Origin of the sequence: Bradyrhizobium sp. 35 (genome assembly GCF_023073215.1) — a bacterium.
Classification (GTDB): domain Bacteria; phylum Pseudomonadota; class Alphaproteobacteria; order Rhizobiales; family Xanthobacteraceae; genus Bradyrhizobium; species Bradyrhizobium canariense_D.
Genome location: NZ_JADPJC010000168.1, coordinates 118,600 through 135,948, shown reverse-complemented (window position 1 = coordinate 135,948; position 17,349 = coordinate 118,600). Strand labels below are relative to the sequence as shown.

Annotated in this window: 15 protein-coding genes; 7 read left to right on the top strand and 8 right to left on the bottom strand. The window is 65.0% G+C overall.

Translation table 11 applies throughout. The annotated features are described in order from the left end of the window. Positions 1–147 precede the first annotated feature (147 nt). From IVB36_RS39215 to IVB36_RS39205, 3 genes are read left to right on the top strand one after another with little or no spacing between them, the layout of a single operon-like run. Entirely contained in the window at positions 148–897 is a 750-nt protein-coding gene (locus IVB36_RS39215; RefSeq protein ID WP_245288410.1) for a YdcF family protein, read from the top strand. A gap of 54 nt (positions 898–951) precedes the next feature. Continuing rightward, positions 952–1,734 carry a DUF169 domain-containing protein gene (locus IVB36_RS39210; protein WP_018455136.1) on the top strand — a complete coding sequence of 261 codons (783 nt, stop codon included), beginning with the start codon at positions 952–954 and terminating at the stop codon, positions 1,732–1,734. A gap of 14 nt (positions 1,735–1,748) precedes the next feature. Beyond that, on the top strand, positions 1,749–2,927 hold the full coding sequence (locus IVB36_RS39205) for a saccharopine dehydrogenase NADP-binding domain-containing protein (RefSeq protein WP_018455135.1): 1,179 nt from the start codon (positions 1,749–1,751) through the stop codon (positions 2,925–2,927). 158 nt (positions 2,928–3,085) lie between these two features. Here IVB36_RS39205 and IVB36_RS39200 read toward each other — a convergent pair whose 3' ends face one another. Continuing rightward, positions 3,086–4,282: an FAD-dependent monooxygenase gene (locus IVB36_RS39200; protein ID WP_018455134.1), complete on the bottom strand. Its 1,197-nt coding sequence runs from the start codon at positions 4,280–4,282 to the stop codon at positions 3,086–3,088. A 146-nt stretch (positions 4,283–4,428) separates the two neighbouring features. Here IVB36_RS39200 and IVB36_RS39195 point away from each other — a divergent pair, with 146 nt between their 5' ends. Then, positions 4,429–4,905: a MarR family transcriptional regulator gene (locus IVB36_RS39195; RefSeq protein WP_051112981.1), complete on the top strand. Its 477-nt coding sequence runs from the start codon at positions 4,429–4,431 to the stop codon at positions 4,903–4,905. Here the strand turns inward: IVB36_RS39195 and IVB36_RS39190 are convergent. The 3 genes from IVB36_RS39190 to IVB36_RS39180 all read right to left on the bottom strand — a co-directional run bounded on the left by IVB36_RS39190 (position 4,874) and on the right by IVB36_RS39180 (position 9,115). Beyond that, positions 4,874–6,130 (bottom strand): O-antigen ligase family protein, encoded by a 1,257-nt coding sequence (locus IVB36_RS39190; RefSeq protein ID WP_026232883.1) that lies wholly within the window; start codon positions 6,128–6,130, stop codon positions 4,874–4,876. The genes IVB36_RS39195 and IVB36_RS39190 overlap by 32 nt on opposite strands. A gap of 180 nt (positions 6,131–6,310) precedes the next feature. After that, positions 6,311–7,861: an undecaprenyl-phosphate glucose phosphotransferase gene (locus tag IVB36_RS39185; protein WP_018455131.1), complete on the bottom strand. Its 1,551-nt coding sequence runs from the start codon at positions 7,859–7,861 to the stop codon at positions 6,311–6,313. A 120-nt stretch (positions 7,862–7,981) separates the two neighbouring features. Next, positions 7,982–9,115: a glycosyltransferase family 4 protein gene (locus tag IVB36_RS39180; protein ID WP_026232882.1), complete on the bottom strand. Its 1,134-nt coding sequence runs from the start codon at positions 9,113–9,115 to the stop codon at positions 7,982–7,984. A gap of 203 nt (positions 9,116–9,318) precedes the next feature. Between IVB36_RS39180 and IVB36_RS39175 the strand changes: the two genes are divergently transcribed. Then, positions 9,319–11,595: an exopolysaccharide transport family protein gene (locus tag IVB36_RS39175; RefSeq protein WP_018455129.1), complete on the top strand. Its 2,277-nt coding sequence runs from the start codon at positions 9,319–9,321 to the stop codon at positions 11,593–11,595. 183 nt (positions 11,596–11,778) lie between these two features. Here the strand turns inward: IVB36_RS39175 and IVB36_RS39170 are convergent, their stop codons facing one another. Beyond that, positions 11,779–12,960 (bottom strand): GNAT family N-acetyltransferase, encoded by a 1,182-nt coding sequence (locus IVB36_RS39170; RefSeq protein WP_018455128.1) that lies wholly within the window; start codon positions 12,958–12,960, stop codon positions 11,779–11,781. Positions 12,961–13,086: 126 nt separating this feature from the next. Between IVB36_RS39170 and IVB36_RS39165 the strand changes: the two genes are divergently transcribed. Beyond that, positions 13,087–14,130 carry a polysaccharide deacetylase family protein gene (locus IVB36_RS39165; RefSeq protein WP_247395027.1) on the top strand — a complete coding sequence of 348 codons (1,044 nt, stop codon included), beginning with the start codon at positions 13,087–13,089 and terminating at the stop codon, positions 14,128–14,130. A 21-nt stretch (positions 14,131–14,151) separates the two neighbouring features. Here IVB36_RS39165 and IVB36_RS39160 read toward each other — a convergent pair whose 3' ends face one another. Beyond that, on the bottom strand, positions 14,152–14,373 hold the full coding sequence (locus IVB36_RS39160) for a DUF2842 domain-containing protein (protein WP_007603477.1): 222 nt from the start codon (positions 14,371–14,373) through the stop codon (positions 14,152–14,154). A gap of 93 nt (positions 14,374–14,466) precedes the next feature. Between IVB36_RS39160 and IVB36_RS39155 the strand changes: the two genes are divergently transcribed. Next, positions 14,467–15,549, top strand: coding sequence for a COX15/CtaA family protein (locus IVB36_RS39155; RefSeq protein ID WP_018455126.1), 1,083 nt, complete (start codon positions 14,467–14,469; stop codon positions 15,547–15,549). A 13-nt stretch (positions 15,550–15,562) separates the two neighbouring features. On the opposite strand, the gene IVB36_RS39150 is transcribed toward IVB36_RS39155, so the two are convergent. Together IVB36_RS39150 and IVB36_RS39145 are read right to left on the bottom strand one after the other, a co-directional pair. Next, a complete protein-coding gene (locus tag IVB36_RS39150) occupies positions 15,563–15,907 on the bottom strand; it encodes a hypothetical protein (protein ID WP_018455125.1) in 345 nt (114 codons plus the stop codon). A gap of 121 nt (positions 15,908–16,028) precedes the next feature. Beyond that, positions 16,029–17,309, bottom strand: a complete 1,281-nt coding sequence (locus IVB36_RS39145; RefSeq protein ID WP_018455124.1) for an O-acetylhomoserine aminocarboxypropyltransferase — start codon at positions 17,307–17,309, stop codon at positions 16,029–16,031. Positions 17,310–17,349 lie beyond the last annotated feature (40 nt).

Genomic DNA, 17,349 nt, shown 5'->3' with positions numbered 1-17,349 from the left:
CAGGCAATCGATCCTCTTCCAAGAAGCTTTCTGAAGATCGACGGGCGGGTCAAGCCCGCGCGCAACAGGCACGATCATTCCAGCGAGGCTCCCCTGCTTTTTGTCCTGTCCAAGACCCTCGGCGCAGCGGTGCTGCCGATCAACTTGATGATCGAGCTCGGAATCGTCTCGGTCGTCCTGATGGCGACGCGCTTTGCCGCCTTCGGCCGCAAGCTCGCCGCGGCCACGCTGATCCTGCTGGCGCTCGCCGCGTTTTCGCCGCTCGGCAACCTCTTGCTCTATCCGCTGGAGTCGCGTTTTCCGCCGTGGGATCCGTCGCGCGGTGCGCCCGATGGCATCATCGTGCTCGGCGGCTCGATCGACACCGATCTGTCGGCGGCGCACCGCACGCCGGTCGTCGCGCACGCGGCCGATCGCCTGTTTGCGCCGGCCGAGCTCGCGCGCCGCTATCCGAACACGCGCATTGTCTTCACCGGGGGCACCGCGAACCTGGTTTCGACGGACTCCCGGGAGGCCGACTACTCCGCGCCCATCCTGGAGAATCTGGGCATCGCGAAGCAGCGCCTGATCCTCGAGCGGGACTCCCGCAACACCTACGAGAATGCCATCTTCACCAAACAATTGGTGGCGCCCAAGGCGGGCGAACGCTGGCTCCTGGTCACGTCGGCCTTTCACATGCCGCGTTCGATGGGGATCTTTCGCAAGGCGGGATTTGACGTCGAAGCCTATCCGGTTGACTGGCGAATGGGCGGGCGTGACGATCTCTTCTCTTTCACCAATGTCGGCACGGACGGGCTCGGCCGAACCGAGGTCGCCGTGCGCGAATGGATCGGGCTCGTCGCCTACCGCCTGATGGGCCGGACTGGCGAGTTGCTCCCGGGACCGGCGAAGGACTAGAACCGTTCAAGAAGCAATAACAGCCGGCGCGCCACTGCCGGCCGGGAGGACGCCATGCAACAGCAGAGTGCAGACAGCATCGATCTTGCCGGCCTCGTCGCCGATCTCAACAGCCTGTTGCGACTGAAGACCACGGTGATCGGCATGAAGCTGTTCGCGCGGACCGCGGACATGGAGGCAATCCCGAAAGTCCGGCGGCCGAACGCGGTCCACACCACCGACCAGATCGTCAGCATGGCCGCGCGTCTGGGCTGGACCGTGGGCATCACGGCCGATGATCTCGTCGGCGCGCAATGCCGCGCGGTGATCGGCCTTGCACCGCAGGACGAAAAATGGCTCGCCGGCGAAAACTATGTCGGGGTCTGGCACGGCACGGCGGAGGACGCACGCAAGCGCCAGGAGGCGCTGGACGTGGTTCCGTTCGGGCAATATCAGGCGCTCGCGGTCAGTCCGCTGGCGAGCGGCCGGCTCGATCCGCCGGACATTTGTCTCGTCTATGCCACGCCGGGGCAGATGATCATCCTAATCAACGGGCTGCAATACACCGGCTACAAGAAGTTCGAATGGGGCGTGGTCGGCGAGACCGCTTGCGCCGATTCCTGGGGCAGGGCGCTCAAGAGCGGTGAGCCCAGCCTGTCCTTGCCATGCTACGCCGAACGGCGCTATGGCGGCGTGCCGGACGAGGAGATGCTGATGGCCCTGAAGCCGGAACATCTCGCCAAGGCGGTTGTGGGCATGAAGGCGCTGGCCAAGAACGGCCTGCGTTATCCGATCCCGCCCTATGGTATTCAAAGCGACGTCCGTGCCGGCATGGGCGTGAGCTATGCGAAGAAGTAAAGCAAAGGCGGATCATGAGCTCTGCGAAATTCGACATCGTCGTTTATGGCGCGACCGGTTTTACCGGCCAGCTCGTCGCCGAATACCTGACCCAGCGTTACAAGAGCGACCACGCGCTCAAATGGGCGATGGCAGGCCGCAGCCTCGGCAAGCTGAAATCGGTCCGCGATGCGATCGGCGCGCCCGGGAATACGGCGTTGATTGTCGCGGATGCGTCGGATGCGGCTTCGCTGAAGGCGATGGCGGAGCAGACCATGTCGGTGATCACCACCGTCGGCCCGTATCAGCTCTACGGCGAGGAGTTGCTCGCGGCCTGCGTGGCCACGGGCACGGATTATTTCGATCTCTGCGGCGAGCCGATCTGGATGCGCCAGATGATCGACAAGTACGAGGCGGCTGCAAAAGAGAGCGGCGCGCGGATCGTGTTGTCGTGCGGCTACGATTCCGTGCCGTTCGAGCTCGGTACATTCTTCGTCCAGGAAGAGGCTAAACGTGTCTTCGGCGCGCCGGCCCCGCGGGTGAAAGGGCGTGTGCGCGACATGCGGGGCACGCTCTCGGGCGGCACCGCCGCCAGCGCTAAGGCGACCTTCGATGCGGTGGCCAAGGATCTCAGCCTTGTCGCCATTCTCAACGATCATTTTGCGCTGACGCCCGGCTTCACCGGCCCGAAGCAGCCGAAAGGCAACAGGGCCGCCTTCGAGGAGGATCTGCAATCCTGGGCCGCGCCGTTCACGATGGCGCTGATCAACACGCGCAACGTTCACCGCTCCAACATGCTGATGGGATTCCCCTACGGCCAGGACTTCGTCTACGACGAGATGGTCCTGACCGGTCCCGGCGAGAAGGGCGAGGCCAACGCCAAGCTCGTGATGGCTGCCAATGCGGGCAAGACCGGCCCCGACGCACCGAAGCCGGGCGAGGGGCCGTCGAAGGAAGAGCGTGAAAACGGTCTGTTCGATCTGCTCTATGTCGCGATCGCACCCGATGGCCGCATGGTTCGCGCCGGCGTCACCGGCGACCGCGATCCCGGCTACGGCTCGACCTCGAAGATGATCTCCGAATGCGCCATCTGCATGCTGCGGGACACGACCGACGTCGCAGCCGGCTTCTGGACGCCGGGCGCGGCGATGCAGCACAAGCTGATCAAGCGGCTTCAGGAGAATGCAGGGCTGACGTTCGCTGTGGAGAAGTAGAGGCGCTCACTTGCCGCAATCACGGTGTCATCGTCCGGCTCGAGCGGACGATCCAGTATTCCAGAGACGGCTCTGATCGAATCGAGAGGCCGCGGCGTACTGGACGCCCACCCCAGTGCGCAAGTGCGCATAAGGCGGGCATGACAGCGTTCGTGCCACTACACCGCCCGCGCGTCGTAGGCGTACATGAACTCCATGCTTTTCGCGCCCAGCGGCAGCAGCCACTTCATCATCTGATTGCGGATCCACGCGCCGGTGGCGCTGAACTCGCGCTTGTTGTTGCCGTTGCGGCGGGCCATGGCGACGATCTTTTCCGTGCGCGGGCGCCGTTCGGCCTCGAAGGCCTGGAAGGTGGCGCCGAGCTCCCGGCCTTGCTGCATCAACCGGGCGAGGCGCATCGCATCCTCCAGCGCGAGCGAGGCGCCCTGGCCGGCATGGGGGCTGGTCGCATGGGCGGCATCGCCGATCAGCAACGAGCGCTTGCGCGACCAGGTCGGCAGGGTGGCGACGTCGAGCGTGTCGGTGACCACGATGTTCTCGGCTGCCTCGATGATGCCAGGGATCGGATCGTGCCAGCCGCGGTGGAAGCCGCGCAGGTGCTGCTTCAGCGTTGCATGGTCGAGCGCGCGAAACATCGCCGCGTCCATGCCGTGCGCGGGTTGCGTGCTCCACCACATCACGCCGTCGTTCGGATCGGGGCTGCAATAGCCGTAGCCGAAGAAGCCGCTCTGTCCGAACGTGGTTTCGACGTGCCGGCCGATCGGCCGGCCATCGAGGACGGCGTGCGGTACGAAGCCGCCGAAGCCGATCAGTCCGGTATCGAACGGCTGCGGCCCGTCCGGGACGACTTGGCGCCGCGTCACCGAGTGCACGCCGTCGGCGCCGATCACGAAGTCGCCTTCGGCCGTGGTACCGTCGGCGAAGTAGGCGATGATCGGCTGGTCGGCGCGATCCTCGATCTTGATCAGGCGCTTCTCGAAATAGAGCGAAACGCATGCGCACCAGGCCTTGTCGATCAGCATCTCGTTCAGCGTGGCGCGGCAGACATTGACCGCGGGCTGGCCGAAGCGCCGCGCCATGTCGCGATTGATCGAGCCGAGCCTCTCTCCGGCTTGCGAATAGAAGTCGAACGATTCCGCGATCGAGCCGCGGCTGATCAGCTCATTGGAAAGGCCAATCTCGTCCATGACTTGCATGCCGTTCGGCGCGATCTGAAGGCCGCCGCCGATGCCTTTCGAATAGGGCCAGCCTTCGTAGATCGCGGACTCGATGCCGGCGCGGCGCAGCAGGACCGCCGCGACGGGGCCGGCGATGCCGGCGCCGATGATCAGGGCCTTGCGAGGACGATAGGACATGGCTTGCTCCCGACGTTTCCGTGGTGCTAGGAGAATTACAGTCGCTAAATCTCTTAGTCACTAAGATATATATCGACTAAGATACGAGGTTTGCCTTGTCAAGGACGAAGGCGCGCGCCGCGCTGCTGCAGGAGCTCGAGGAGGCGATGCGCAGGTCGTCCGCGCAGGGCGTGCTTTATGGCCAGACCGTTGCGAACGTTGCCGGAATCGCCAATTCCGACCTCGAATGCATGGACATCCTGTACCTCGAAGGCCGCGTCACCGCCGGCCGGCTCGCCGAAGTCACGGGGCTCACGACCGGCGCCATCACCGGCGTGGTCGACCGGCTCGAAAAGGCGGGCCTGGTCCGTCGTGAGCGCGACGATGCCGATCGTCGCAAGGTCTTCATTGCCGTCGTGCCGGAGGCGATCGAAAGGCTCGGCCAGTTCTACGTGCCGATGCAGCAGGCGATGGAGAAGGTTTTTGGCGGCTATTCCGACCAGGAATTGCGCCTGCTGCTGCGCTTCGCCAATGAGGGCTACAAGGGCGTGCTCGCGGCGACCGCGGCGCTGAAGGGCCTGCTCGACACGCCGCCGGAGAAACGCCCCGATCTCAAGCTGAAGAAGCTTCGTCGCCAGACCTAGCCTTGTAGATCTGTGCAGCCGCGATCATGCCCCACATCGCGCCCAGCATCATCCAGAAGTGCCGCCAGTGGTCGGTGTCGATCACGAAGCTTTCGCCGACGGTGCCGACGAAGGCGGAGAACACCGCCAGATAAGCGCGCTGCCAGGGCACGGGCACGAAGATGTGCCTGACACCCATGATGACGGTCGTGAAGACCAGCGCGGGATAGCAGATGCCTGACAGCCAGCCGCCGGACATGAAGGCGTTGAGATAGGAGTTGTGGGTGTCCTCGGGGAAGAAGCGGTGGAATTGCAGAGGGCCGATGCCGAACGGCAGGTCGAGCGCCATCTCCGCTCCCAGGATGTGCCGCCCGAACCGGCCGAAGCGGCCTTCGTCATAGCTCTGATCGAAGCTCGCGCGCTGCTTGAACATCTCGGCGGTGGAATCGAACGACATCAACACCGCGATCAGCGCAAGGCCCAGCACCGCGGCCAGGATCGCCATGACGATGATACGCGAGCGTTGCGCGTTGGTGCGGCTGGTCAGCACCATCAGCGCCAGCATGAAGGCGGATGTCAGCACCAGCCCGCCCCAGGCGGCGCGGGAGAAAGCGAGCAGGATCGCCAGCGACATGATGCCGAAGGCGATGACGTTGCGAAACGCCTTGCCGAACTTGTCGGAGACGACGCTCTGCAGCGAGAACAGTGCCGGCAGGATCAGGAAGGCGCCGAGCACGTTCGGATCCTTGAAGGTGCCGCGCGCGCGTCCGTACAGCGTGAGGAGGTCGTCGCCGCCGGGAACCAGGTGGAAGTAGCCGGCGACCGCCGACAGCGAGGCGACCATCGCGCCGATCACGAGCCCGCGGCGGAGCATATCGAGCCGGGCGGCGGTGTCCTCCGACGTGACCATGGCGAAGAACACGACTGTGACCGCCATGTACCAGGAGGTCGCAATCCAGCTCACCACCTCGGACTGCTCGAACAGCGGGATCGCGCTGATCGTATAGCCGATATTGAGCAGGACCAGCATCAGCACCAGCGGCATCAAAGCGAGCCGCAGACGCAGTCCGGTGGCGAAGAAGGTGACGGTGGCCAGCAGCGTCACGATCTCGTAGGGGCTCGGCTCGATGAACACGATCGCGCCGGAGGCGCCGACCAGCCATACCAGCGCGCGCTGGAGCGCCAACACGCCGGGCGCAGCCCGAACCGCTGCATTCATCTCCCCGGCTGTTGCCGCATACGCCATCACACGCTCATACGTTTACGCAACTGGTACGCCACAAATACCGCTGTCATCGCCCGGCTTGACCGGGCGATCCAGTACTCCGCGGCGTCTATTGCGGAAGCGGCCGGCGCCGCGGAGTACCGGATGCCCCGCCCCAGTGCGCAACAGCGCACAAGGAGGGGCATGACGGAAAAATTCAACTCAATACGCGTTCTCGTTCTTGGTCAGCAGCGAGATCGGCGTCTTCAGCAGAATGACGAGATCGAACAGCACCGACCAGTTCTCGATGTAATAGAGGTCGAACTCGACGCGCTTCTGGATCTTCTCTTCGTTGTCGATCTCACCGCGCCAGCCGTTGATCTGGGCCCAGCCGGTGATGCCGGGCTTGACCCGGTGGCGGGCGAAATAGCCGTCGACGGCTTCGTCGAACAGGCGGCTCTGCAGCTTGCCCTGCACCGCATGCGGACGCGGGCCGACCAAAGAGAGATCGCCGGAGAAGACCACGTTGAAGAGCTGCGGCAGCTCGTCGAGGCTGGTCTTGCGGATGAAGCGGCCGACGCGGGTGACGCGCGAGTCGTTCTTGGTCACGACCTTCGAGGCCGTCGGATCGGCCTGATGATGGTACATTGAGCGGAACTTGTAGACGTCGATGCGCTCGTTGTTGAAGCCGAAGCGCTTTTGGCGGAACAGCACGGGTCCGGGGCTGTCGAGCTTCACGGCCAGCGCCACCAATCCCATCACCGGCAAGGCCACGAGCAGCGCGAGGGTGCCGACCACGCGGTCGAACAGCCATTTCATCACCAGGTCCCAGTCGGTGATCGGCGCCTCGAACACGTCCAGCGTCGGCACCTCGCCGATATAGGAATAGGAGCGGGGGCGGAAGCGCAGCTTGTTGGTGTGTGCGGAGAGGCGGATGTCCACCGGCAGCACCCAGAGCTTCTTCAGCATCTCCAGGATGCGCGTCTCGGCGGAGATCGGCAGCGCGAACAGCACGAGATCGACGCGGGTGCGGCGGGCGAATTCGACGATGTCGTCGACCTTGCCGAGCTTGCGCGCGCCGGCACAGGTGTCGAGCGCGCGGCTGTCGTTGCGGTCGTCGAACACGCCGAGCACATGGATGTCGGAATCCTCCTGCTGCTTCAGCGCCTCGACCAATTGTTCGCCGTTGCGGTCGGAGCCGACGATGATGGTGCGGCGGTCGAGCCGGCCCTCGCGCCCCCAGGCGCGCACCAGCGAGCGCAGCACCAGACGCTCGCAGAGGAGCGCGGCGAGCCCGAGGACGTAAAAGGCGGCAAGCCAGAGCCGCGATATTTCGCTGCCGAACTTGGCGAAGAAGGAGATGCCGATGAACAACAGGAAGACGAACGACCAGGACGAGATCATCCGCGTCATCTGCCGGAGCTGACCGCGGAACAACTGCACCTGATAGATGTCGGCGGCTTGGAAGCAGACCACGGCGGAGACCGCGACGGCGATGATCTGCGCGGGATAGATCCAGCTGAACGAGCCGGCGTGCGGCATGACATAGCCGAGATAGAGTACAATGCCGACGAGGCTCAGCAGCGCGAAATCGGCGAGGCGCACGAAGCCGGTGATCACGATCGGCGAATAGGCGCGGGCGACCTTCTGGTTGACGACGTCGAGCGCGGCGGCCGAGAGCCGTTGACGCCGCTCCACAAAGGGCCGGTCAGCCGGCTTCGCCGCGGCGCTGGTCGCGGCATCGAGCATCGAGCGTGCGTTGAGCGGTTCCACGGGCGTCCACGTCCATTCCAAAAACCCGCGGGCCACGTCCTTGCGTCCCGGGCGAGCATCCCCTGGCGCTTGGGTTATCGGACAAATCGGAAGATTCTCTAAAGCGGGTCTTAAGAATGGTTAGTGATTGGTAAATGCGTCGCGATAGCCCGCGAGCACGCCCTCGACCATCGCCTGCTGCGAGAAATGCGCGGAGATGCGCTCGCGAAGCGACAAGGCGCGCTGCGCTGTTCCCAGCGGATTGTCGAGCGCGGCCGCGATCGCCTCCGCCATGGCTTCCGCGTTGCTCGGCGCAAACAGAGCCGGGTTCTCCGCGCCGAAAATCTCGGGAATGCCGCCGATCTTGGACGCAATCATCGGTATCCCGGCGGCACCGGCCTCGATCACGACATAGGGCATGGAATCGCCACGCGAGGGAACGACCAGCAGCCGCCCCTTGGAAAAGCCGTAGCGTGCCTTGACGTGACCGATGAAGCGGATGGCGCTGGAGAGGCCGAGCCTCTCGACTTGCGCTTTGAGCGCCGCGGTCTCCTCGCCGTCACCGCCGAGCGTCAGCGTGACCTTCTTACCGCCCTCGTGCAGGCGCGCCACCGCGTCGACCAGCAGATCGGCGCCCTTGATGTGCCTGAACTCACCGACATAAGCGAGGTCGGTGGCGTCGTCGGCCATGACGACAGGTTCGAATTCCTCCGGCGTCACGCCGTTGAAGACGCAATGCACCACGCCCTTCGGCTTGCCGACGATGCGCTGATAGGTGTCGCGGGCAAACGCGCTTTCGAACAGGAACAGGTCGGTCGCGTCCATCAGCGCACGCTCGAGCCGCGCGTAAAACTCGCCCTTGAGGGTGTTGAGGGGATAATGCAGCGAGCCGCCATGCGGGGTGTAGATGCGGATGGTGTCGTCGGATCGCCGCCGCATGCGGATGAAAGCGCCGGCCTTGGCGCCGTGGCCATGCATGACGTCGGGCTTGAGCGTGGCGATCAGGCGCCGCAAGCGGAACCAGACCAGCACATCGTCGGGCGACGGTTCGCGGCGGATCGCCATCCGGTGCACGCCGAGCTTCAGCCGCGGTGCGAGCTCGGCAAGGGCCTTGTCGGCGCGCTCACCGCCGGTGAGACTGTCGGCGAGGATGCCGACATGATGGCCACGATCGACCTGGCCGTTGGCGACGTCGAGGATGTGGCGGAAGATGCCGCCGACCGGAGCGCGCACGGCGTGCAGGATGCGAAGCGGCTGGTCGGGAGAGGGGGGCATGATCAAAACCAGCGCTCGACGGCGAATGCTCGAACAATCTGACGAAATATCGAGACGGATTAAGAGGCCTCGTGGTTAACAAACGGTGACGGACGCACCTGCGCGAGCCGCCCGACGCTGCGATTAACCCAGCGGCAACCTTAATGGAGTGTAATCGCCCTGGTTGAGGTAGGTTCGTGGCGTTGCGCCTGCGGGAGTGTTCGATGCGTTTAGCGTTCTGGCGTGCCGGCAAGGACAAGGCGGTGGTCAAGCGGGCTGTCTCGAAGGCAGCAGCCAAGCGGGCTGAACTCGAGTCCAGCTTTGAAGCAAAGCCTGCGCCCGTTGCTCCGCGGCCGGCGCCAGTCGAATCCGGCGACATCGACCTGCACGCGCTCGGCGCGGCATTGGCGCGCAAGCGCGGCTGGATCATCGTTCCGACGGTGCTGGCGCTCGTCGCATCCATCGCAATCGTCAATCTCATCACGCCGCGCTACAAGTCTGAATCCCGTATCCTGATCGACGGCCGTGAGAACGTGTTTCTGCGGCCCAATAGCGATCGCGCCGAGGAACGGCAGGCGCTCGACGCCGAAGCCGTCACCAGCCAGGTGCAGCTCGTGCTGTCGCGCGATCTCGCGCGCGAGATCATCAAGAAGAACAAGCTTGCGGAGCGGCCCGAGTTCGATCCGGTGCTGCAAGGCGTTTCGCCGCTGAAGTCTCTTGCGGCGCTGGTCGGCATCGGCCGCGATCCGTTCTCGATGACGCCGGAAGAGCGGGTGCTGGACGCCTATTACGAGCGCCTCCAGGCCTACGCTGTCGACAAGTCACGCGTCATCGTGATCGAATTCCAGTCTGCCGATCCCGATCTCGCCGTGCGCGTCGCCAATTCGATCGCCGACGGCTATCTCGTGCTCCAGCAGGATGCGCGCCAGGACCAGGCCCGAAACGCCAGCCAGTGGTATGCCGGCAGGATCGACGAGCTGCGACGGAATGTCTCCGAGGCCGAAGCGAAGGCCGAGGACTTCCGCTCCAAGTCGAGCCTGTTCGTCGGCACCAACAACACGACGCTATCGAACCAGCAGATGGGCGAGGTCAACACCCAGCTCAACAATGCGCGCGCGCTCAAGGCCGATGCCGAGTCCAAGGCGCGCCTGATCCGCGAGATGATCCAGAGCGGCAAACCGATCGAATCGTCGGAAATCTTGAACTCGGAATCGATGCGCACGCCTTCGCAGCAGCGCGTGGCGTTGCGGGCCCAGCTGGCCGAGCAATCGTCGACGTTGCTCGGCAACCATCCGCGCATCAAGGAGTTGAAGGCGCAGCTCGCCGACCTCGACACCCAGATCCGCGACGAGGCCGCCAAGCTCGCCCGCACGCTCGAAAACGATGCGCGCGCCGCCAGCGGGCGCGTTCAGGAATTGTCGGCGAGCCTCGAGCAGCTCAAGAAGCAGGCGACGGCCACCAACGGCCAGGACGTGCAGCTCCGCGCCCTCGAGCGTGAGGCCAAGGCGCAGCGCGACCTGCTCGAAACCTATCTCGCGAAGTACCGTGAGGCCAACACCCGCGAGACCATCGACACCGCGCCGACGGATGGCCGCATCATCTCGCGCGCCGTCGTCTCGAACACGCCGGCCTATCCGAAGAAGCTGCCGATCGTGCTGATCGCGACGATCGCGACACTGCTGCTCTCGTCCGGCGTCGTCGTCACCGGAGAGTTGTTGCGCCAGACCGCGCCCCGTGCGGTGGCGGTGTTCACGCCAGCCCTGACGCGGGCGTCGGCTCGCCAGGAACAAATCGTCCAACCGGAGGTCGTCGAGCCCTTCGCCGATCCGGTCGTCGATCCCGTCATGGCAGAACCCGCGCCGCTGCAGCCGGAGATGACGGCCGATGCCGATGTCGCCGAATTCGCGGAGATCGAGCATCTGGCCGACAGCCTGCGCGCCGCCGGAGCCATGGCGAAGAAGGTCACGGTGCTCGGCACTGCGAGCGGCGAAGCCATCACGCTGTCGACCCTGACATTGGCCCGGCACCTGGCGCGCGATGCGCGGGTCGTCGTGGTCGATCTCGCCGCGTCCTCGCCGACCATGGCCGCCGTGTCCGTCGATGCCTCGGCACGCGGCCTCGCCGAACTGATGCAGGGCGAGGCGTCGTTCGCGCAGATCATCACCCGGGACAAGCTCTCGCGGCTGCATCTGGTCATGGCAGGCCGCCCCGGCTTCGATCGCAGCCTGTTGCAGTCGCCCCGCGTGACGCTCGCGATCGACGCGCTGCTGCGCGCCTACGACCACGTGCTGCTCGATGCCGGCAGTGCCTCCGACCTTCCTGCGGAGCTCCTGACGGCGAATGCCCGCGCCGTCGTCGTGCCCGACGCGTCGATGGCGCCGGATGCGCGCGCACTGATGTGCGAGCAGCTCAGCGCCGTCGGATTCAATGAAGTGACGATGCTGAGCAGGTCCGTGCAGCCGTCGGATGCGAGGGACGCGCCGCGCGTCGTGGCGGCGTAGGCGTTTCTTACCCTCTCCCCCTGTGGGAGAGGGTGGCTCGCCGCGATAGCGGCGAGACGGGTGAGGGGTCTCTCTCCGCGCGTGCCTCTCGCATTTTGACTTGCTGATACAACCCCTCATCCGGCGCTTCGCGCCACCTTCTCCCACAAGGGGAGAAGGTGGGCAGTCGTGCAATGGCGAGAGCTACCCGAACGCTCGCCGCAGCCGCTGCGCCAGGTCGAACAACATCTGGTTCTGTTTCACCAGCCGCTTGCCGTGGCTCAGCGAGGACATCGCCATGGCCGCGAGCTTTCCGCGTGACGTCAGCGGAACGAAACTGTCGAAGATGTCCTGGTCGTCCTTGCAGAACATCCGCTTGTACTCGTCCGAGCCGATGCCGAGGTCGAGCGAGCGGTAGCCGCGCTCGGCGCAGCGGTCGATGATGTAGCGCATCAGGATCAGCCCGGGGCTGTAGCGGGCGTGCTCGGACATCGTGTAGGTGTTGAACATCATCGAGAAGCGCTGGCCGTCGGCGACGCCAGCGAAGATTGCGATCACCTCGTCGTCGCATTCGAGCGCGTGGATGTCGATGACGCGGCCGTCGCCGCGTGGTGCAAGGCAGGCGCTGCGGACGAATTGCTCGACGCCGGGCTCTGCGAAGACGTTGGGCAGCTTCTGTTCGGCCATCCGAGCCGGCTTGATACGGAAGAACCAGTCGAGCAGGCGGGTGATGTCCGCATCGGTGGTCGCCAAATGATAGCGATGGCCGGCGAGCGCCTGGAGCTTCTTCTCCTTGCTCTTGAGGCGGCGGCGGAAGGAGTTGCTGATCCGCGATGCCGGCGGACCGCCCGGTTCCATCGTGAGCAGCGGGCAGCCGTTGATCGCGCTTTGGCGTGGCAAATGCGCGAACGGGTTCTGCTGGTCGTTCCAGTGCAGCGGCTGCTGCGTCAGTGCGAGCACGTCGGCATGTTCGTTGAGCGGCGCAAGCAGCGCGTCGAGATCACCGCTGGCGACCTGCGCTGCAAATTCGGCGTTCCACAAGCCCATGTTGAAGGTCGTATGCTTGCCGCCCATGAAGCAGGCGGTGCGCACGCCGTGGCTTTGGCGCAGCGAGAGCGGCAGCAGCAGCAGCGGCCGATGCTCGGAGTCGCGGGCAATGACGATAAAGGGGCGGGCGCGTTCCTGCTCGCCGACCAGACGCTGCCAGGGACTGAGCAGATCAAATCGCTGATAGGGCGTGAAGAGATGACCGGGCTGCTCGAAGGCGCGCCAGACGGCCTCGGCCGCGCCGAGATCGGTCACGATATCGACATGCGCGATGCGGCCCGCTTTCGACTGCGCTGGCAATTCTGCCGTCCGGCTTTGCATCGCCGCAGCCATGGTCATTCGCGAACCTGTCGAGAAATCAAAAATATGCGTAATTCGGCCTGTGGCCGACCTTTGCAAAGAAATGTCAACAAAGGGTAATGACTACAAGAGGGGACCGGCCGCCGACGGGCGCGAGGTGGGACATTGGCATCCGACGACAGATGGCTGGAACGGCTGCGACTTGAGCTGACCTGGTTCACGGGCCAGGCTGCGCTGCGCAGTCGTGGAGCCGGCGCCATCCTGCGCTTTGCGCATGTGCGGTCGCGCCGGCGCGGCGGGTTTCAGCCGCTGCGCGAGAACGAGATCACGCCGCATTTCCTCGATCGCGCCATTCGCGCGCTGAAGCGGTGGAACTATGATTTCGTCGGCATGGACGAGGTCTGCCGGCGCGCGGTGACGCTGTCGGAACAGCGGCGCTTCGTGGCACTCACCTTCGACGGCGCCGGCAAGGATCTGATCGACTTTGCCTGTCCGGTGCTGGCGCGCCACGCCGTGCCCTTCACGATCTATGTGCCCACGGCGTTTCCCGACGGCGTCGGTGAGGCCTGGTGGCTCGGACTCGAACAGGTGATCGCGCGCGAGAGCCGTGTCAGTCTCTTGATGGGCGAGAAGGAGCAGCGCTTCACTGTGACTGGCAACGCGGAGAAGCAGGCGCTGTTTTCGTTCCTCGAGGCCTGGCTGCGCTCGCTGCCGCCGGCGGATGTGTCGGCTGCGATCGCAGACCTCTGCACGCGCTACCGGGTCGACCTTGCCGCGCTCTCACGCGAGGCATCGATGAATTGGGAGGATCTGGCAAGGCTTTCGGCCGATCCGCTGGTGACAATCGGCAGTGCGACCGTGAACTATCCCGTTCTCGCCAACATGAAGGATGCGGCCGCACTGCGCGAGATGACGATGGGCAAGGCGGTGGCGGAGGCGGCCTTCGATCGCGACATCCGGCATCTCGCCTTTCCGTTCGGTGATCGCGCCTCGTTCCGGCGCAGCCATGTCATCATGGCGGAGGAGGCGGGCTTTGCCAGCGCGGTGACGACGATCCCGGGCGTGGTGGACGCGGAGGGACGCACCAATCTGCGCGCGCTGCCGCGCATTTCCTGGGACGGCCGGGTGCGCTCGCTGCGCATGATGCGGGTGCTGGTGTCGGGGGTCGCTTTTGCGCCGGTGAAGCCGACTGGCACTGCTGGGACCTAGAAGCGCTACGAACTGGAAGCGCTACGAACTCGACTTGGCCCGGTCCGGCCGCTGCATCCAGCTCACGATCGGCATCGCCGGCAGCACCCAGCCCATGCCGACCACCACGTAGTAGATCGCCTGCCGCCAGCCGGATTCGGCGATCCACGGCATCTGCGCCAGCGCCATGCCGAGCAGTGCCCAGACGGTGGCGAGCACCAGGAGCAGGATGGTGCCGAGGAACTTGCGAGTGCGGATCGTCATGACGGAATATCGCGGCTTTCGCGTAACTTGCGCTGCGGGAGCGGGGGACTATAAGGGGCACGCAGTCCGGTTCAAGCTCTGGTTTTGCCTCGAATGACGACGAATTCCGCCCCGTCCGAGCCGTATCGCGCCGTGCGCTGGTGGCTGATCTCAGTGGCTGCGCTGATCGCGCTGATGGTGCTGGTCGGAGGCGCAACGCGGCTGACGGAATCCGGGCTCTCGATCGTCGAGTGGAAGCCGGTCACGGGCAGCGTGCCGCCACTTTCGGAAGCGCAGTGGACGGCGGCCTTCGAGGCCTACAAGACGATCCCGCAATATCGCGAACTCAACGCCGGCATGAGCCTGTCCGAGTTCAAGGAGATCTTCTGGTGGGAATGGAGCCATCGGCTGCTCGGCCGTTTCATCGGCGTCGCCTATCTGTTGCCGTTCCTGTTCTTCCTCTGGCGCGGCGGCCTGTCCGGTGAGTTGAAGCGGCGGCTGTGGCTATTGTTTGGGCTCGGCGGCCTCCAGGGCGCGGTCGGCTGGTGGATGGTGGCCTCGGGGCTGTCCGAACGCGTCGAGGTGTCGCAATATCGGCTGGCGACACATCTTATGCTCGCGCTCGTGATCTTCGCCGGCATCGTCTGGACGGTGCGGCGGCTCGCCGGGCGTCCGCAGATCGCAGCATCGTCGCGGCTGCGCTTTACCAGCGCCTTGCTCCTCGCGGTGACCTTTATCCAGATCTATTTTGGTGCTCTGGTTGCGGGCCTGCGCGCCGGCCGCGCCTACAACACCTGGCCGCAGATCGACGGCGCGTTCATTCCCTCAGGGGAGCGGCTGTGGTTCGAGACGCCGTGGTGGCGCAACATGTTCGACAATGTGCTGACGGTGCAGTTCGAGCACCGGATGACGGCCTATGCGCTGTTCGCGCTGGCGGCGTTGCACGCGTTCGACGCCGTGCGTTCACGCGCGGGTTCGGCGGCAAGCGGCGCGCTTTTGCTGCTGGGCGCGGTCAGCCTGCAAGCATTGCTCGGCATCCTCACGCTGCTCAACCAGGTGCCGATCGATCTCGCGCTCGCGCATCAGGCAGTCGCCATCGTGGTGCTGACGCTTGCGGTGATGCAGACAGAGCGGCTCGCGACGCGTGGCGCAACCGAAGCGCAGCCGCGCGCCGTTCCCGTCGGTCAGGCCGGCTGATCGGATCTGCTCTTCAGCAATAGCCGTAGATGCCGCACGAGTAGGGCAGGCGCCAGAAATAATCGACCTGCTTCCCGCCGTAATACGCGCCCTGGTAATCGTAGTCCCAGGGGCGGCCGTAATAGCCCGGCAGCGTGTGCGAGCCCGGCAGCAGTGGCGTACCCGGTAAATTGCGGATGTAGCTGCCGATGCCGTAGGCCGGCGAGATCAGCGCATCCGGATCGGTCTCGACATAGACCTGCGGCAGTTCCTGCGGCGGAGCGGCGGCCCGCCGCCTCGGCGTGGCCGGCAGATCGGCGGCGAACGCAGCTGAGACTGTCAACATCGCCGCAAGGGCAGGCACCATCCAGCGCAGCATCGTCGGCTCCGAATCAAAGGGGGCGATCCAGTGACGATGTATGCGGCAGATATGGTTAATGACTGTTAACTGGAGCCGGACTCCCGGGGCACATCAAAGCGCCCCGGAATGTCCAGGACAGCTACGTGCCCAGTGCCTGTTCCAGATCGGCGATCAAATCTTCCTTGTCCTCGATGCCGATCGAGAGCCGCACCACGTCGGGGCCGGCGCCGGACTTGACCTTGGCGGCGTCGTCGAGCTGGCTGTGCGTGGTCGAGGCCGGATGGATGACCAGCGAGCGGGTGTCGCCGACATTGGCCAGATGCGAGAACAGCTGCAACTTCGACACCAGGCTGACGCCGGCATCGTAGCCGCCCTTCAGGCTGAAGGTGAACACGGCGCCGGCACCCTTCGGCGCGTATTTGCGCGCGAGCTGGTTGTACTTGTCGCTTGCAAGGCCCGCATAGTTCACTGCGGCCACCGCCGGATGGCCGGCGAGGAATTCGGCGACCGCTTTCGCGTTGTCGCAGTGCTTCTGCATACGCAGCGGCAATGTCTCGATGCCGGTGAGGATCATGAAGGCGTTGAATGGCGACAGCGCGGGTCCGAGGTCGCGCAGGCCGAGCACGCGGCAGGCGATCGCGAAGGCGAAATTGCCAAACGTCTCCTGCAGCCGGATGCCGTGATATTCGGGCCGCGGCTCCGATAACATCGGATATTTGCCGCCGGTCGACCAGTCGAAAGTGCCGGCATCGACGATGATGCCGCCGATCGAATTGCCGTGGCCGCCGAGAAATTTCGTCAGCGAGTGCACGACGATGTCGGCGCCGTGGTCGATCGGGCGGATCAGATAGGGTGAGGCCAGCGTATTGTCGACGATGAGCGGTACGCCCGCCTTGCGCCCCACCGTCGAGATCGCCTCGATGTCGGTGATGCTGCCGGCGGGATTGGCGATGGACTCGATGAAGATCGCTTTCGTGCGCGGCGTGACCGCGCGTTCGAAGCTCGCGATGTCGTCGGGATCGGCCCACACCACGTTCCAGCCGAAGCTCTTGAACGCGTGGGTGAACTGGTTGATCGAGCCGCCATAAAGCTTTCGCGCGGCGATGAACTCGTCGCCGGGCTGGAGCAATTGCTGCAACACCACGACCTGCGCGGCATGGCCCGAGGCCACCGCCAGCGCGGCCGTGCCGCCTTCGAGCGCCGCGACGCGCTCTTCCAGCACGGCGTTGGTGGGATTGCCGATGCGGGTATAGATGTTGCCGAAGGCCTGCAGGCCGAACAGAGAGGCGGCGTGGTCGGCGTCGTTGAAGACGAACGACGTCGTTTGATAGATCGGAGTCGCGCGCGCACCAGTGGTGGGATCGGGCTGTGCACCGGCATGCACGGCGAGGGTCGAAAATCCCGGAAGGCGATCGCTCATTGAGGGCGTCCTGTTCTCGTGGTCTGAAATCGCGCGGCAT

Excerpts from the sequence above, each read along its gene's own strand:
- IVB36_RS39215 (WP_245288410.1), top strand. The coding sequence starts at position 148 with ATGATCGAGCTCGGAATCGTCTCGGTCGTCCTGATGGCGACGCGCTTT.
- IVB36_RS39210 (WP_018455136.1), top strand. The coding sequence starts at position 952 with ATGCAACAGCAGAGTGCAGACAGCATCGATCTTGCCGGCCTCGTCGCC.
- IVB36_RS39205 (WP_018455135.1), top strand. The coding sequence starts at position 1,749 with ATGAGCTCTGCGAAATTCGACATCGTCGTTTATGGCGCGACCGGTTTT.
- IVB36_RS39200 (WP_018455134.1), bottom strand. The coding sequence starts at position 4,282 with ATGTCCTATCGTCCTCGCAAGGCCCTGATCATCGGCGCCGGCATCGCC.
- IVB36_RS39195 (WP_051112981.1), top strand. The coding sequence starts at position 4,429 with ATGCGCAGGTCGTCCGCGCAGGGCGTGCTTTATGGCCAGACCGTTGCG.
- IVB36_RS39190 (WP_026232883.1), bottom strand. The coding sequence starts at position 6,130 with ATGGCGTATGCGGCAACAGCCGGGGAGATGAATGCAGCGGTTCGGGCT.
- IVB36_RS39180 (WP_026232882.1), bottom strand. The coding sequence starts at position 9,115 with ATGCCCCCCTCTCCCGACCAGCCGCTTCGCATCCTGCACGCCGTGCGC.
- IVB36_RS39175 (WP_018455129.1), top strand. The coding sequence starts at position 9,319 with ATGCGTTTAGCGTTCTGGCGTGCCGGCAAGGACAAGGCGGTGGTCAAG.
- IVB36_RS39170 (WP_018455128.1), bottom strand. The coding sequence starts at position 12,960 with ATGACCATGGCTGCGGCGATGCAAAGCCGGACGGCAGAATTGCCAGCG.
- IVB36_RS39160 (WP_007603477.1), bottom strand. The coding sequence starts at position 14,373 with ATGACGATCCGCACTCGCAAGTTCCTCGGCACCATCCTGCTCCTGGTG.
- IVB36_RS39155 (WP_018455126.1), top strand. The coding sequence starts at position 14,467 with ATGACGACGAATTCCGCCCCGTCCGAGCCGTATCGCGCCGTGCGCTGG.
- IVB36_RS39150 (WP_018455125.1), bottom strand. The coding sequence starts at position 15,907 with ATGCTGCGCTGGATGGTGCCTGCCCTTGCGGCGATGTTGACAGTCTCA.
- IVB36_RS39145 (WP_018455124.1), bottom strand. The coding sequence starts at position 17,309 with ATGAGCGATCGCCTTCCGGGATTTTCGACCCTCGCCGTGCATGCCGGT.